Here is a 15,852-nt window from a genome sequence, read left to right as displayed (position 1 = left end):
ATTAACATAAAAATTTGTTAACACGAAACCGCCAAAAAACGACTTGAAACGGAAATTGACTGAAAATCAAAGCATAAAAAAATATATTTTTGTCTCATGAAGAAAAGTATACTAGCGTTATTTTTTACTATTAAATTATTTACTCAAGAAATTCCAATCTCTGAAAGCAATTATTTTGTTTACGATAAATACAATTATGGTGTTACATTAAATAATATTAATGGTTATTTGTTTCCTCAAAATAATGGTGAATTAGTAGTTTCAGAATATTCTGGTCACATATATAAAATAAGCAATACAGCAATCACAAAAGCATTGCCGGGAATTGAAGAAAAAAACTTAATACTTATTGGATATTTCAAATTAAAAAATGGTTCAGAGTATTATTGTGGTAGCCATGAAATTATTCTTGTAAAAAATAATAAAATCATAAAAAAGGTTAAATTGAATTCTCAAAATGATTTTTCTTTAAGCTATGGTGTATTAAATGATGAGTTGTTTTTTTTAACAAATTATAATAAAGGTGATCTAATACTTAGAAAATTTGACGGAAATAAAGTTTATGATTTATTAAAAATTAAAAAAGACCATCATAGGTATTCAAGACAACTTTTTATAAATAAACAAGTATATATTGTAGAATATGTTGAAAACACAGCAATAATTTCTTGCTATTCAAATAGTAAACTTAAGGTTATTAAAAAGCATATATTCAAGAAATCGGCTAAATTACATGAAATTACTAATCTTACTAATTATGATAATTTTACAGGTATTTTTGAAAGCAATTCTTTTTTTTATTGTCAAGATGGAAACATTTTTTATCTAAATTCAAACTATAAATTGCCTTTTATTTCCTCATTTGAGGAAAATATATTTATCAATAAAAAGAGTACTTTTACTAATTTTGATGTGTTTTCGAATAATAAATTAAGTCCATTGATTACTACATCATTCAATTCTAGTAATTTTTGGAGTTCTTATAATAAAGAAACAAATAGTTTCTACTCAACCACGAATACCTCTTTTTTGCGTTTTTTTCCGCATATAAAAAAATATCCTCGGCTGTTTAATAATTCCAATAGTACTGCTGTTTTTTCTTTATTGCAGGATAATAAAGGTAAAATTTGGGCAGGAAGTTATCAAGGATATTTGTCAACAATAGATGATAATAAAGTGACGCAAAGTGACATCAACGAATTTATGTTTATGAATGGCGGTCTAGCTCATGAAGATAAAATGCTATTATTTGCTGAATCAGAAAAAGGTGCTTTACTCTTTACAAATGAAAATAATTATAGAAAAATAGCCGATTCTTCAACTTTTTTCTATGCTTATAAAACTAGCAATAATAAACTTTATTTGGGTTCAACTGGTAAAGGATTGTGGTTTACAAATATCTCTAATTTAGAAAAGAATGAAAGGATTAATTGGAAAATAGTTAATCATAAAAACGGGTTATCGCTATATAACATCTTGACTATTTGTGAAGATAAATTTGGCAATATTTGGACAGGGCACATCGTAAATGGTATTTCAGTTTATAATCCTGAAAAGCAAAAAGCAAAAACTTGGTTAGTAGAAAATAAAGAAATTGACTTTGGTTCGATGTCGATAATAAAAGATACTAATAATACAATGTGGTTTGGTCTTAGTAAAGGTGGTTTAGCTTTTTATGACGGAAAATCTAAAACAGATCTTGATGCTAAAAACTTCAAAACCATTAATCACCCATTGCTAGAAAATTCAAATGAAGTAACTTTTCTGCATCAATGGAAAAGTTATTTAATTATAGGAGGTCAAGATAGAATTTTACTTTTTGATTTAAAAAAATGGTATCATACAAAAAAAGTTTTTGTGAGATATCTAAATCCATTAGAGATTAACTTGTCAGGATTTACAGAGCAAAATACAATTTTCACGGATAAAAGAAATGGTGATATTTGGTTTGCTTCTACTGAAATGGTTTACCAATGGGATATTAAAAAATGGCTAACCTTTCCAACCTTCAAAATAAAGCCAGATGTATTAATAAAAAAGGATAGTCTAGAAAAAAAATATGTATCGAACAAATCCATAGAATTCAAACCCACTGAAAATAGTTTTGACATTGAGATAGTTTATCAAACTACTGATAATTTACCAAGGTATATTAATGCCACTTTAGTAAAAAAAGGAGAAAATCCAATTTTTGAAAATCCAAACCTTCAAACTAAGTTTCATTTTGCAAATTTAAATCCTGGGGATTATGATTTTTTAATTAGAGTTTGCCAACAGGATGGATCTTATGGAGTATTCAAATATCCTATTGTAATAAATAAGTTCTTATGGCAAAAATGGTGGTTTTGGATATTAATTTCATTAATACCTATCGGATTTATTGTTTTTTATTTTAAAAAGAAAAATGAAATAGAGCAAACAAAAAAGAAATTATCTCAACTTAATTTAGCTAGCTTAAGCAATCAATTTCGGCCTCATTTTATGTTAAATGCATTAAATAGTATAGGCTCTCAAATGGAAAATATGCCACATGCGGAAAAAGTAATAAGTAGATTGGGAGAAAGTATTAATATTTTGTATGGATTTACACAAAGTAATGATTTTGTTCATTCTTTTAAAAATGAATGGAAATTAGTAGAAAATATCATTGAAATTCAAAAGTTATTATTTATTCCAAATCTTAAAGTAATAATAGAAGGGATAGAGAAGATTAATGATAAGATTAAAGTTCCGGTTGGATTAATACAGATACCAATAGAAAATGCTTTATTACATGGATTAAGGAACAAAGAAGCAGGAAGTTATGTATTGAAATTCAATTTAGATGAAAATAATAATTACTACTTGATAACAATAGTGGATAATGGTGTAGGCAGAAAAATTGCATCTGAAATAAACAGTTATAAAAAAAATGGAAATGGATTGAAAACAATTTTTGAAATGATTGACATAATTAATCAATACGATTCTAAAGCAATTCAATTTCATATTGAAGATAATACTACTGAAATGGGCACAATTGTAAAAATTAAACTTAAAAAAGAGATAGATTATGCTAAAATCAAATTTTAGTTATATAGTAGTGGAAGATGATTTACACGCAAATCAAAGTATTGTTAAGCGAATGAATCAATTTGAAAATTGGAATTGCATAGGTTCCGAAACAACTTTAAATGATGCGATATTAAAAATTGAAGATAAGAAACCAAGTTTGCTTTTTTTAGATTGGGAAGTCATTGGAGGCAATACTTTTACTTTGTTAGAAAAAATAAATAAAATTGAGAAATATAAACCTTACATCATTTATTTTACTGGATATCAAAATGATAATCCTCAAATTCCTGTAGATATTGTAAATAAATACAAAGTGAATAAATATTTGGTTAAACCGATTTTTGAAGATTTAACTGAAAATTTGAGTTCTTACATTGAAGAGGCCGAAAATCAATTAAAACATCAGAATAAAGAATTATGGATTACAACCATAGAAAAACAAAAATTAAAAATTGATGCTAATCAAATCGTATGTATATCACAATCAAGAGCTAATCCTAGAAATAAATTTATTCATTGTTCAAATCATGATATATTTGAATTTAAAGCAAGCTGGGAAATTTGCGAAATGATTGCATTGAAGTATGGAATTAATTTCTTATTTGCAAATGCTAGAGATACTTTGGTCAATATAAATTACATTTCAAAAATTCAAAAACCATACATATGGTTAAATCAATCAATAAAAGTTGAAGTAACTAAAGATAAATGGAAAATTTTAGAATTAGAAATACTTAAAAGTAAATAATTACTTCAATAAACTTGAATAATCCTCCGGCAAAGCAGCATCGATATCACGAAGATACTTCTCTAACGCATCCATTGTTTGGTGTCCAGTAATTTGCATTAATCTACTTTTCGTTTCAAAAGGAGTTAATGTTTTACTTAATTCTCTGTACAGATTTGAAATTGAGGTATGTCTGAAACTATACAAACCATAGTTTTTGTCTAATTTAAATTCATCTTTAATTTCCTTAAATTTTTTGGTGAAATAATCTCTACGGTTTGTCTCTAGTGTTTCCCATTTACCTCCAAATTCAGTGGGTGTAAATACTAAATCATCATGGTTTTTTAAGCTTAAATCAGGCAATAAATCAATTAATTTTTGAGGAATCAATTTAGTTTTACCGAGTTTATTTTTTGCGTCTACTGTTAGCGTTTTATCTTTTAAATTGAGATCGCCAACTTTTAATCTACAAACCTCAATTGGTCTCAAGAAATTATAAGTTATAAATTGAATGAACAAAAGTAAAATAGGATCATTTTTTTCTAAGTATTCAAGAAGATCTGATTCTTGTTTTGAGCTGTATGATTTGTTTCTTTGTGGTTTTGATTTGGTAACAGAAATGTTTTTTATGAAATTTTCTGTTATTATATCATCATCTACAAGAGTTTGAAATAATGCACTTAAATCTGCTCGTGTATTGTTTCTATTTGATGCACTTGTTTTTTCAAGTACTTCATTAAGATAGATAATAACTGTGTTTTTATCTAATTCAGTAATAGGTTGCTTTGAGTAATCTTTTTTATATCCATCAAGCCATATTAAAAAACGATTTACTCTTGATTTAAATACAGGATATGAACTTTTTGACCACGTTTTCTCTTTAATGTTTAATACATAATTAAACGCATTCTGAATAGATAAAACAGATTCAACGTTTTCCTTTTCAATTGAAATGGTAATCTGGGTTGCTAAGCTCTCGTTTTTGTTATCCGATTTAGTTTTGTTTTGAGTTAATTTTTCCTCTAATTGTTTGTTTTCATCATATGGATTAAAACCCATTTTTAATAGCAGTTCTAGGTTGTCTCTTACATCAGAGAGAAATTTATATCTTTCTTCTTTTGTTTTTATTCTATTTGCACCTGCTTTGATATTTGCTTGTCGAACTAACTTTCCGGTTTCTGGATTTCTAAACTTAAAATATACATACCAATCTTTGGAAAGTGCTACTTCTTTTTCCTTTTTGGACAGTTTGTTCCATTGATTAATATCTTGACCGCCAGTGTAAATCAGAGGTTTAGAAAAGTTAGGTTTCATTTCGATTTGGTGTACGTTTTGGTGTACTGTCTGTAAAAGTAATAAAATTGAAGACATAAAAAAAACGGATTAAGGTTCTTAATCCGTTTAATTTCAAAGTAATAATCCTTGTAGCGAGACCGAGATTTGAACTCGGGACCTTTGGGTTATGAATCCAACGCTCTAACCAACTGAGCTATCTCGCCAATTTCATGAATTACCACGCCGGTAATGCGGGTGCAAATATATAAATAATAGTAAACCTTGCAAACATAAAATGATAAAATATTTTTATTTTAAAAAACGCTTTTTTTTTGAAGTAATATTCAATATATTGCCACGAAATAGTAAGAATGGACACAAAAGTACGCTACGAAATAGAGTTTCCTTTAAACTCATCACCTCAATTGCTTTATCAATACATTTCAACTCCTTCGGGTTTGTCTGAGTGGTTTGCTGATAATGTGAATTCCAGAGGCGAATTTTTTACTTTCATTTGGAATGATACGATGGAAAAAGCACGATTAGCTTCCAAAAAAACAAATGAGCGAATTAAATTTAAGTGGTTGGATGATCAAGATAAAGACACTGATTATTTTTTTGAATTGCGAATTATGGAAGACGAAATCACTAAAGATGTTTCTTTGGTCGTGGTTGATTTTGCTTTTGAAGACGAATTAAATGAGTCAAAATTATTATGGGAAAACCAAATATCTGATTTAAAGCACGTTATTGGTTCGGTGTAATTAACTGGAATAAACGTATATTTGCCCTGTAAAATCAGGGCTTTTTTTATGGTTAATCTCAACGGAAATTTAGTAGAACACGAGTCAGTGTTAAGTCAGAACCGTGCTTTTCTCTACGGTGATGCTGTATTTGAAACACTTAAAGTAGTAAATGGTAAGGTTTTGTTCATGGAAGATCATTACTTTCGATTAATGGCCTCAATGCGGATTATTCGGATGCAAATCCCAATGAACTTTACGTTAGAAAATTTAGAAGAACAAATTTTAGAATTGACTTCTAAAAATTTTTGTTCAGCTGCCGGTCGTGTTCGTTTCACCGTTTTTCGAAATGACGGTGGATTTTATTTACCAACCGATAGAAATGTATCGTTTCTTATTACTGCATCAAAACTGGAAAATAAGCCTTATTCCTTTAAGGAAGAATCATATGAAGTTGAATTGTACAAAGATTTCTATATTACAAAACAATTACTTTCAACTATCAAATCTACCAACAGATTAATCAATACAGTAGGAAGTATTTTTGCCGATGAAAACGGTTATCAAAACTGTCTTTTACTCAATGAAGAAAAAAACGTAGTAGAGGCATTGAATGGAAATTTATTTATGATTATCGGAAACCGATTGATCACTCCGCCACTTTCTGAAGGTTGTTTGAATGGAATTATGCGTAAACAAGTTTTGGCACTCGCGAAAAAAGTGGAAGGTTTAGAAGTTTCCGAAGAGCCTATTTCTCCTTTTGATTTACAAAAAGCCGATGAACTTTTTATAACCAACATAATTTTGGGGGTCCAACCCATTACAAAATACCGCAAAAAAGATTTTGCCATAAACTGGTCAAAAATTTTATTGGAAAAAGTTAATCAATTGGCTGAAATCAATTAATTCAACATTGGATTTTCAGGTGCGTTTGACCAAATTAGGTATTCGCCACCTAATTCCATGATTTTTTCTTTCCAAAAATTAGAGGATGATTTTTGAAGAATGTTTTGTTTATAGCTATTTTCAATTAAAATCCAGGAATTAGAATTCATTTCGGTTTCTAATTGATTGGCATCCCAGCCGGTGTATCCCAAGAAAAAGCGAATATTATCTTTGTTGATTTTTCCACTATTGATCAAGTCGCGTGTTTTTTCAAAATCACCGCCCCAGTAAATTCCGTTCGAAATTTCAACGCTATCCGGAATTAAATCTGGAATGCAGTGAATAAAATATAAATTATCTTGTTCAACAGGACCTCCGTTGTATATGGTGAAAGACGATTCAATTTCTGGAACTAAATCCATCAAAGTGTATTCTAACGGTTTGTTTAAAATAAATCCAACCGACCCTTCATTGTTGTGATCGGCCAGTAATATTACGGATCTATTAAAGGACAAATCACCTAAAATAGATGGTTCTGCAATGAGTAAATGACCTTTTTTAAGTTTTTCTGAAATCATATCCTTGCAATTTTTAGTTAAATTTAACAATTTTATTTTTAAATACACAACAATTTCAAAAAAAACTATAAAAAAAAGTCTTCCAAAATGGAAGACTTTTCTTTATATCAAATCGATTAGACTAGTTTACAGTACCTTCTAATTCTGCACCTGCTTTGAATTTAACAACATTCTTTGCAGCAATTTTGATAGTTTTTCCTGTTTGTGGGTTTCTACCATCTCTTGCAGCTCTTTTAGATACTGACCATGATCCGAAACCTACTAAAGAAACTCTTCCACCTTTTTTCAAAGTAGCACCTACGTTTCCTAAAAATGATTCTAAAGCCAATTTAGCAGCTGCTTTAGTGATACCTGCGTCTGCAGCAATAGCATCGATTAATTCTGATTTGTTCATAATAATAGTTATTAATTGTTGGTTAAACATAAAGTTAATTGTAACAAATTTAATAGGATTTCCTTACTGTACAAGTGTTTTCGTGAGTTTTCGTCACATTTGTTGATAACTTGGGCTGTATTGTTGATAAAGCCATGTAATTCGTCGGTTTTTTATTCTTTTTTGAGTGTTTTCAGTACCTAAAGAGCCTTAGCCGAGGAAGAAAATTTCATTCCATTCAGCAATTCTTGAATAGTCATTTTCTTTTTTCCCGGGAACTGAATCGCTACAAGTTGAATGAAACCATCCGATACGGCGATTTTCATTTCCTTTTTGGTAGAAATAATTGTTCCTATCGCAATTGAATGCGTTTCTTTTTCAAAAGAAGCTTCGTATATTTTTACATTCCATTCCTGTTCCTCGTCTTGAATTAAAGTATATGCCACCGGATACGGACTTAAACCTCTTATCAGGTTAAAAATTTCTTTACCGGATTTTGTCCAATCAATTTTACAATTGTCTCGATTGAGTTTGTTGGCGGTTTTTATTTGGGGAGAATCAGTTTGTAAAGTTGTTTGCACTGTACCGTTTTCAATAGCGGTCAGCGTTTCTATGACAGTTTTACTTCCCAACACCATTAATCTATCGTGCAATTGCCCCACATTTTCGGTCGGTTCTATTGGTGTTTCGGCAGAAAGGATGATGGCACCGGTATCAATTTTATCATCGATAAAAAAAGTGGTTACGCCGGTTTTGCTTTCGCCGTTAATAATTGCCCAATTAATCGGAGCAGCTCCTCTGTAATTAGGCAGGAGTGAAGCATGTAGGTTGAACGTACCTAGTTTTGGCATTTTCCAAACTACTTCCGGCAACATTCTAAAAGCGACCACCACTTGACAATTGGCATCCAGACTTTTTAATTCGCTTAGAAAAGCTTCGTCTTTTAAATTGGTTGGTTGTAAAATTTTTAACCCTTTTTTCAAAGCATAGTCTTTTACGGCAGATGTATTTATTTTCTGACCCCTACCGGCGGGTTTATCAGGAGCGGTGATTACGCCAACTACATTATATTTATGATGTACAATTGTATCTAAAATTCCAACGGCAAAATCGGGCGTTCCCATAAAAACAATACGTAATTTTTCCATGCTATGCTTTTGTATATTTATTATTAGGAAGAATAATGATTTTTTCTTCATCCAACAGTTCTTGTAAGGCAAAGATAAGTTCCTGTTCTTTACAATCCATTATTTTTTCCAATTCACGGGAAGAATAGGGTTTTTCGGAAATCTTATTCAGAATCAATTGACTAAGTTGATTTGAATTATTGTTTTTTTCTTTTTTGGAAATGCAGTAGGAGCAAATTCCGCAATTGGTTGTATTTTTTTCGCCAAAATATTCCAGTATAAAACGACTTTTACAGATTTCATGATTGGATACGTACTGAAAAACGTCTTCAATCTGTTCCTTTTTTAAATCGTTTTGTTTTTCTAAATATTTTGAAACGCGGTTTATGGTGCGTTCGTCTTCTCTCACTTCGTTAAAAGTGATCATTGCATCGTTATTTTTGGCAATGTAATCTACAATGCCTTTTTCTTTTAATCGATTTAAAACTTGTTCAACTTGTTCTTCTGAATTGTTGCTTTTTCGTGCAACAAGTGAGAGGTTTACAGCGGTTTGGTATTCGTAAATTCCCGGATACGTTCGTAAAAAAGCTAAAATGATTTCCTCTTCAGAGGGATTCAAACTAATGTATCGAATAACCTCTTTGCTTTCGATAATAAATTGTAAATTAATTTTTTCTGAATATTCCTGTGTAAAACTGATGATTCCTTGACGGTCTAAAAATTGCAAACCGGAATACGTTTTGATGATGGGAAAATTATAGTGCGAACAAAAATGATTTAAATTAAACGGAAATTGTTCGTTAATTCCTTCGCCATAAGCAATTTGAAAATAATTACACAATTTAATATATACTATTTTTAGAAATTCTTTATCCGGCAAACCCGCAATAAATTGTCCTCTAGCAGCAATTACATCGCTTGGACCAACCAATAAAGCGGCATATGATTTTTCACCATTTCTTCCTGCTCGACCGGCTTCTTGGTAATAATTCTCAATATTTTCTGGCAATTGAATGTGAATGATGGTTTTCACGTTGGCTTTATCAATCCCCATTCCAAACGCATTGGTGGCCACCATGACTTGCACTTTTTCATTCATCCATGAATCCATGTTTTTAGCCTTTTCTTTCATCGCTAAACCACCATGATAAAAAGTAGCTTTAAAACCAAGCTGTTGCAGCTGGTTGGATACATCAAAACACGATTTTCGATTTCTAACGTAAATGATAGATGATTCCGGGTTTTTTTTCAGGATTTGTTCAATCTTATGTAATTTATCTTCCGTTTCTATCACCATGTAGGCAATGTTTTCTCTGGCAAAGGACTTTTGAAAAACGGCTGGTTTTTCTAATTTTAATTGTTCGATGATGTCTTTCTTCACTCTTTGCGTTGCCGAAGCTGTTACTGCTAAAAAAGGTACATTCGGAAAGAACTCTTTTAATCGATTAATTTTTAAATAGGATGGGCGAAAATCGTGTCCCCACTGCGACACGCAATGTGCTTCGTCAATGGCAATTAAATTCAGCGGGAGATTTTTAATTTTTTCTAACACCCAATCTTGTTCTAATCGTTCGGGTGAGAGGTATAAAAATTTGTAGTTACCGAATAAACAATTATCTAACAACGTAATGGTTTCGTCGGAAGAAATTCCGCCAGTTAACGCCAACGCTTTGATATCTCTTTTGGACAGGTTTTCTACTTGATCTTTCATCAAGGCGATTAAAGGGGAAATAACCAAACCTATTCCGTCTTTCATTAAAGCCGGAACTTGAAAACATATTGATTTTCCGCCGCCTGTGGGCATTAACCCAAATGAATCTGAACCGGATAGAACGGCGTTTATAATTTCTTTTTGAGGTGTTCGAAACTCATCAAATCCCCAATATTTTTTTAAAATTTCTTCGGCTTTTATCATTTTTTTATCGCGATATGGCATCTAAGATAAAAAGAATTCTGTTATCTTGGTGATCCAATGGAACTTCTATGAGTTCATATCCATATTTTTCGTAGGTTTCTTTTAAATGATTGTAGATGAGTTTAGCTTGTTCAAAGTTTTCATAACGTTCTTCATCCGATTGATAAATTTCTTCCCACGGTGGTAAAAGAAAGACTTTTGTGTATTTATTTGTATGACATTCTTCATCAAAAAAGGCAGGATAACTATCGCCGATATAATGCATATAAGCCAAAATATCAGGAATGCCACGATCTAAAAAAATTAAGTGTTCTGCATGTTCTTTCGCCTGACTATATTGTTTTTTTCTTCCTTCCAACAACAATTCACTAAACAATAATGGTTTTTCCAGAAATAATTGTTCAATTCCCTGTTTTCGGGCATCGTTAATAATTTCTCTGGAAATTTCAGGAAAACAAGTGTAGCTTTTTTCAATTAAACCGTTAATAATTGTTGTTTTTCCAGTTCCGGGACCCCCGGTAATTACAATTAGTTTTTTATTCACAAGTATTCAATAAGTCGGTAAATTTAGAAAATATCTCAGCTTCTGAACAAACTTTTGACTTTATTTTAATTAGTTTTAATAGATTTTGTTCAAAATGTTTGCTAGTAGGTTAAAGATGTTTGATGGACAATACATGAATAACATAGATATAAAAAAATAGAATTTGTTGTTTGAAATTTCAAGACTAGGTGGTGTTACATCTGTTTAATCTGTAAAGAACTTCATTTTAAAGTATTTTTCTTTGTTTAAAACATTTCATAAAACTAAAAGCACAACATGTACATCTAAAAATGCAGTAACTTTATATTCTCAATTATTATATAATTCTATTGCTGTATAATATAAATTTAAAATTGCATCCTACATGTATCTTGTAGTATAGTAGTTTTTAATTGCTATTTAAGATAATTTTTTTGTTCTATTTAAAAAATCTAAAAATGTTTAACAAATATCAAAAATATGTATAGAGAAATTTAATAAAAGAAAGGAACTTTGAATATTAAAAAGACAAAAGACTTATTGCTACTGCTATAAGTCTTTTTGATTTGAAAGTATAAAATATCCGTTTTTGTTAAAGTCTAGGTTTGTTAAATTTAATACCACTAACCTGAGCATATTGCGGACTGGTTGCACCAAAAACAGATTTAATGTATTTTTTACTTCGCTTGCCGTTTCAAAAATACTGTTTTGATTTGTGTAAAGTGTTTCATTTCTAGAAATTCTAGAATTACTAACACTTGCATATGCTGCGGCAACTGCTGTATTTTTTTCTGTTAGTTCTGTTATTTTTGCATTTATTGTATCTATTTGTAAATCTGTTTCATTAGGTGTGTAACTTGGTTCTGATTCTAATACTGATTTTAGGCCAGTTAAGTGCTGGATTAGCTGGTCATAAGACTGTTGACTAGTAGAAATTGTAGCGGGAGCAGGAGCATTGGTATCCGTTGGTGTTTGTGTTGCAGAAACTTTTTTGCCTTGCATTTTGCGATTAAAAGTTTTTGCATCGTTAATTGTTTCAATTGTTGCTTCAGTTGTTTGTAATGCATTGACTAAACGTGTTGATAATGCTTTTACATTGCTAAAAGCTATCATGCGTTCGTTTACCTTATTATTGTAGTTTGTGTTTTTTGTGATAACATCGGCAAGTTTTGCTTCTGCTTCTACTTTTAAAGCGATAAGTTCTGATAGTTTTAAACTATTCTTTGAAGGATTATAGGTTGCACCGTAACCTGTTACAAATTCTATTAGGTCTTGAAAATTGGCTACATTTTTAGCGTGACCTACTTCTGATGTGGATGTCATGATAATAAAATTTTAAGTTAATAATTAGCATAAAAAAAAGATAAGTGATTTATTTTAAATGCTATTTTTTATTTTCTTTTCTAATTCTTCAATAATTTCATTTTTAAAATCCAATAAATTTATTTCTGACTTGTTTAAGTCATAGATTGGTTTATTATGTACAGCAGATAAAATTTGATTTGAGTCAATGTCAAGAATTTCAACAATTTTAGAGAAAATTTTAAAACTTAATTCTCTTTCTCCTCTTTCTAGACGAGCGTAATGGGTTTGAGATATTTTGAGCTTCTTGGCTAGCTCATTTTGAGTAAGTTTCTTTTTTACTCTTTCAATTTTGATTATTTCGAAAACAAGTAGCCCCATAGTAAAATGCGAATTTAGATGTTAAGTTTAAGTTCATTGGGGCTGAACAATTGCAAATATAAATAAATATTCAAAAATCACAACATTTTTTTTAACAAGAATTACATTATGTCTATACCGCATATTTAATGACAAAATATTTTTGTTTTTTTAAGTTTTATATTATATTATTGTGACTTTATTTACCGTAAAATACTTTCATCATGAAAAAAATCCATGTTTTTATTACTGTTTTTTTATTAGTTGTTGTACCCTTATTATTTTTAAATTGTTCTTCTGAAGAAGATTTTGTTACGGGAACACATTTTTCACCGCATAACAAAAAATTTACTTTTTCTGATTTTAAAAAAGAAACCGGATTAAAAAATTTTAGTTTTGTTAAAAAAGCGAGACTAAATACAAGTATACATGCAAGAGATATTGATAGCGATTTTTTAATAGATACATTAGAAATCAAACGACACATAAATCCATCGAACGATAAAACAACTTATTCTTTTAAGCTATATCCAATTTCTGAACAATTAGAGAGTAAAGAATATTACAATTTAGTTTTTGAAAAAATAGGTGAAGAATGGAATGAATTAATTTTTTTTAATAAAGAGAAAATTAACCCAATAGAAGGTGAACCTAAATTAGAAAGTTCTGAAATGGTTTATAATCGTATGAGCTTAGCTTTATCTCAAGGATATTCTGAAATTATTACTTATAATTTTCATTGTACCGGAACAGGGAAATGTTCCACAGGAACTTGCGATGAATGCCATCTTTGCATATCTGAAACAGTAACATATGTTTACACAGGCATAAATCACCATGACCCAGGTTCAGGAAGCTTGCCAGGTAGCTCTGATCCAGGAAGTGGAGGAAATAGTTCCGGAATATATATACCTAATCCATATGATGGGGCGGAGGATCTAAATAATCTTGGATTTATGTTGGCAGGTGATGTCGTCGCATATTTCAATACCTTGCCAAATACAATACAATCGTTGACAATTTCTTATCCATGGATTTTTAATTATTTAATTGATTATTTCAGTAATAATGGGGGAGTAAATCCAATTAGTGAACAAAATGCAACTATAGCGTTAACTACTTTTCAAACGTTAACACAAAATTTTAATAGTCCAAACTGGTTGACAACCTCAAATGAGCAAATAAATTTTTGGGCATTTTACACACTTTTAAATAACACTAATCAACGGGGTTTTAACCCTCAAGATCTTTTTGAAATTAAGGATTATTTATTATCTGCAAACCCACAAACAGCTGAGTCTATTATAGACTATTTGTTTAGTAATTTTAATGATACTGAATCGATGGAGTTTGTATTGGATTTTTTGAGAAATGTTGAAGAAAGCGGTTTAAATTTAGATTTTGAAAAAACATTAAATTCACCAGCAAATATTGATGACTCTGCAATTGACAAAAGCACTCCTGAAGGACAGAAATTTGATTGTATATATAAAAAATTAATGGAATCCCCTTCATTTAAAAATCTTTTTGTAAATACTTTTGGAGGTGAACAAACTAAGCTTAATGTAAAGTTTGAAATTGCTGAGAATTTACCAAATACTACGAACGGCAATTGTCTTTTATTACCCGCTAGTAACGGTAACTATACTAATTTGATACGAATTAATAAAAATATCTTAGCTGGCCCCAATGTTAGAAGTAATTTTAAAATAGCAAAAACAATTTTACATGAGTGTATTCACGCTTATTTAAACATTAAAAAAATTAATTGTAATTTAGGCTCTACAATTACGGAACTAAACGGTCTTGATTTACAACAATTAATAGGGACTTTTTATCAAAGTTTTGGATGCCATATTAGCGTTAACGGCTCACCTCAAAGTCAGCATGAATTTATGTTCAATCATTTAGTGCCAACTTTTCAGAACATATTTTCAGAAATTAGAGATTTACTAGCTCCTCAATCAAATATTGATTATGTAAATAATAATACATATCTAAATACTATCAATAATCAAAATTTCACTTGGAATTGGAATGACTTTTATAAATATTTTTCCTTAGAAGGTTTACATTTGTGCGAATCTTTCGTTCAAAATATTACTCAAGTTCCCGTTGAGAATTTCTATTATGATTTTTATAGATCACAAGCACAACAATTTTCAAAAGATTGTCAATAAAGATGGACATGAAAAACTTTAAATATAAAATTACAATAATTGCTTTGTTTCTATATCATTTAGAATATGCTCAAACAATGGAAAGCATCAAAAGTGCGGATACAGTTTATATATATTTTGATCATTCTGATTTTCAAAAAGCAAAAAATCCAAATGTAAATAGTGACAAATTATTGGAGGAAATCAAGATTTATGAGATCAGAGTTGACAGTATAAATTTTATAAATTTTTCTGAGAGAAAATATAAAGATTTTGACGAATATGAGAGAAAAAATGAATTGGAAAGAAAAATCATTTCAAAGAAAAAGCTAAAGCAAGAGAAAAATGCTATTATCGATATAAATTTTATAAAAAAATATGGATTAGAAGAAGTGTATTTTGCTATATACTATAAGAAAATATTTTTAATAGATAGCAAGGAAATTTTTAAGCGAAAAGTCATTTTAAAAGAAGTTGTTTTTGGATTGGCAAGTTATTCCTTCGAAGAATAATTTTGAAATTTTAAATCTAGTAATTTTTTTCTGTGAACATTCTAATTTTTCTATTGCTAAGACTATTTTACATGAGTGCATACATGCTTATTTAAACATAAAAAAAATAGATTCAAATTTAGGCACAACTATTGCTGAGCTTAGCGGTCTAGACCTTGGTCAATTATTAGGTAGCTTAAAAGGTGGTTTTGGAGGTGCGCCTATAGCAAATGGTATGTTAATTCAACAAGCATATGATGGTGTACTAGATTTAATAAATGATATCAGAATTGCAATTCAAAACAATCCTAATGTTCCAATTAATCAATTAAATTTTTAA

General features: G+C 29.8%; 15 protein-coding genes and 1 tRNA gene. 7 read left to right on the top strand and 9 right to left on the bottom strand.

Annotated features, from left to right (window positions below):
- Nucleotides 1-96: 96 nt before the first annotated feature.
- Both B0I10_RS01140 and B0I10_RS01135 read left to right on the top strand, forming a co-directional pair.
- A complete protein-coding gene (locus B0I10_RS01140) occupies nt 97-3,072 on the top strand; it encodes a histidine kinase (protein ID WP_112084642.1) in 2,976 nt (991 codons plus the stop codon).
- Nucleotides 3,053-3,802 carry a response regulator gene (locus B0I10_RS01135; protein ID WP_112084641.1) on the top strand — a complete coding sequence of 250 codons (750 nt, stop codon included), beginning with the start codon at nt 3,053-3,055 and terminating at the stop codon, nt 3,800-3,802. The genes B0I10_RS01140 and B0I10_RS01135 overlap by 20 nt, the downstream gene beginning before the upstream one ends.
- Here B0I10_RS01135 and B0I10_RS01130 read toward each other — a convergent pair whose 3' ends face one another.
- Nucleotides 3,803-5,152 (bottom strand): tyrosine-type recombinase/integrase, encoded by a 1,350-nt coding sequence (locus B0I10_RS01130; RefSeq protein ID WP_112084640.1) that lies wholly within the window; start codon nt 5,150-5,152, stop codon nt 3,803-3,805. It abuts the gene before it with no gap.
- Between the two features lie 54 nt (nt 5,153-5,206).
- Nucleotides 5,207-5,280: transfer RNA gene (locus tag B0I10_RS01125), tRNA-Met, on the bottom strand.
- 147 nt (nt 5,281-5,427) lie between these two features.
- On the opposite strand from B0I10_RS01125, the gene B0I10_RS01120 reads away from it, so the two are divergent.
- Together B0I10_RS01120 and B0I10_RS01115 are read left to right on the top strand one after the other, a co-directional pair.
- Nucleotides 5,428-5,820: an START-like domain-containing protein gene (locus B0I10_RS01120; RefSeq protein ID WP_112084639.1), complete on the top strand. Its 393-nt coding sequence runs from the start codon at nt 5,428-5,430 to the stop codon at nt 5,818-5,820.
- A 48-nt stretch (nt 5,821-5,868) separates the two neighbouring features.
- Nucleotides 5,869-6,705 (top strand): aminotransferase class IV, encoded by an 837-nt coding sequence (locus tag B0I10_RS01115; RefSeq protein WP_112084638.1) that lies wholly within the window; start codon nt 5,869-5,871, stop codon nt 6,703-6,705.
- Here B0I10_RS01115 and B0I10_RS01110 read toward each other — a convergent pair.
- From B0I10_RS01110 to B0I10_RS01080, 7 genes are all read right to left on the bottom strand, one after another.
- Nucleotides 6,702-7,262 carry a YqgE/AlgH family protein gene (locus tag B0I10_RS01110; protein ID WP_112084760.1) on the bottom strand — a complete coding sequence of 187 codons (561 nt, stop codon included), beginning with the start codon at nt 7,260-7,262 and terminating at the stop codon, nt 6,702-6,704. The two genes, B0I10_RS01115 and B0I10_RS01110, sit on opposite strands and share 4 nt — an antisense overlap.
- A 121-nt stretch (nt 7,263-7,383) precedes the next feature.
- Nucleotides 7,384-7,656: an HU family DNA-binding protein gene (locus B0I10_RS01105; RefSeq protein ID WP_112084759.1), complete on the bottom strand. Its 273-nt coding sequence runs from the start codon at nt 7,654-7,656 to the stop codon at nt 7,384-7,386.
- Between the two features lie 179 nt (nt 7,657-7,835).
- On the bottom strand, nt 7,836-8,783 hold the full coding sequence (fmt, locus tag B0I10_RS01100; protein ID WP_112084637.1) for a methionyl-tRNA formyltransferase: 948 nt from the start codon (nt 8,781-8,783) through the stop codon (nt 7,836-7,838).
- Nucleotide 8,784: 1 nt separating this feature from the next.
- A complete protein-coding gene (locus tag B0I10_RS01095) occupies nt 8,785-10,677 on the bottom strand; it encodes a RecQ family ATP-dependent DNA helicase (RefSeq protein ID WP_112084758.1) in 1,893 nt (630 codons plus the stop codon).
- A gap of 4 nt (nt 10,678-10,681) precedes the next feature.
- Nucleotides 10,682-11,221, bottom strand: coding sequence for an AAA family ATPase (locus B0I10_RS01090; protein ID WP_112084636.1), 540 nt, complete (start codon nt 11,219-11,221; stop codon nt 10,682-10,684).
- Between the two features lie 528 nt (nt 11,222-11,749).
- Nucleotides 11,750-12,523, bottom strand: a complete 774-nt coding sequence (locus tag B0I10_RS01085) for a hypothetical protein (RefSeq protein ID WP_245942924.1) — start codon at nt 12,521-12,523, stop codon at nt 11,750-11,752.
- 54 nt (nt 12,524-12,577) lie between these two features.
- Nucleotides 12,578-12,883 (bottom strand): helix-turn-helix domain-containing protein, encoded by a 306-nt coding sequence (locus tag B0I10_RS01080; RefSeq protein ID WP_112084635.1) that lies wholly within the window; start codon nt 12,881-12,883, stop codon nt 12,578-12,580.
- A gap of 203 nt (nt 12,884-13,086) precedes the next feature.
- Between B0I10_RS01080 and B0I10_RS01075 the strand changes: the two genes are divergently transcribed.
- The 3 genes from B0I10_RS01075 to B0I10_RS01065 are packed head-to-tail and all read left to right on the top strand — an operon-like array spanning nt 13,087 to nt 15,852.
- Nucleotides 13,087-15,042 carry a SprT-like domain-containing protein gene (locus tag B0I10_RS01075; protein WP_112084634.1) on the top strand — a complete coding sequence of 652 codons (1,956 nt, stop codon included), beginning with the start codon at nt 13,087-13,089 and terminating at the stop codon, nt 15,040-15,042.
- An 8-nt stretch (nt 15,043-15,050) separates the two neighbouring features.
- Complete coding sequence (locus B0I10_RS01070; RefSeq protein WP_146740287.1) at nt 15,051-15,533, top strand: CYTH domain-containing protein; 483 nt, start codon at nt 15,051-15,053, stop codon at nt 15,531-15,533.
- Nucleotides 15,502-15,852, top strand: a complete 351-nt coding sequence (locus B0I10_RS01065) for a hypothetical protein (RefSeq protein ID WP_146740286.1) — start codon at nt 15,502-15,504, stop codon at nt 15,850-15,852. The genes B0I10_RS01070 and B0I10_RS01065 overlap by 32 nt, the downstream gene beginning before the upstream one ends.

This window comes from Flavobacterium lacus (genome assembly GCF_003268815.1).
Lineage (GTDB): Bacteria > Bacteroidota > Bacteroidia > Flavobacteriales > Flavobacteriaceae > Flavobacterium > Flavobacterium lacus.
The sequence above is the reverse complement of the archived record's forward strand: the minus strand, read 5'-3'. Positions and strand labels throughout refer to the sequence as shown.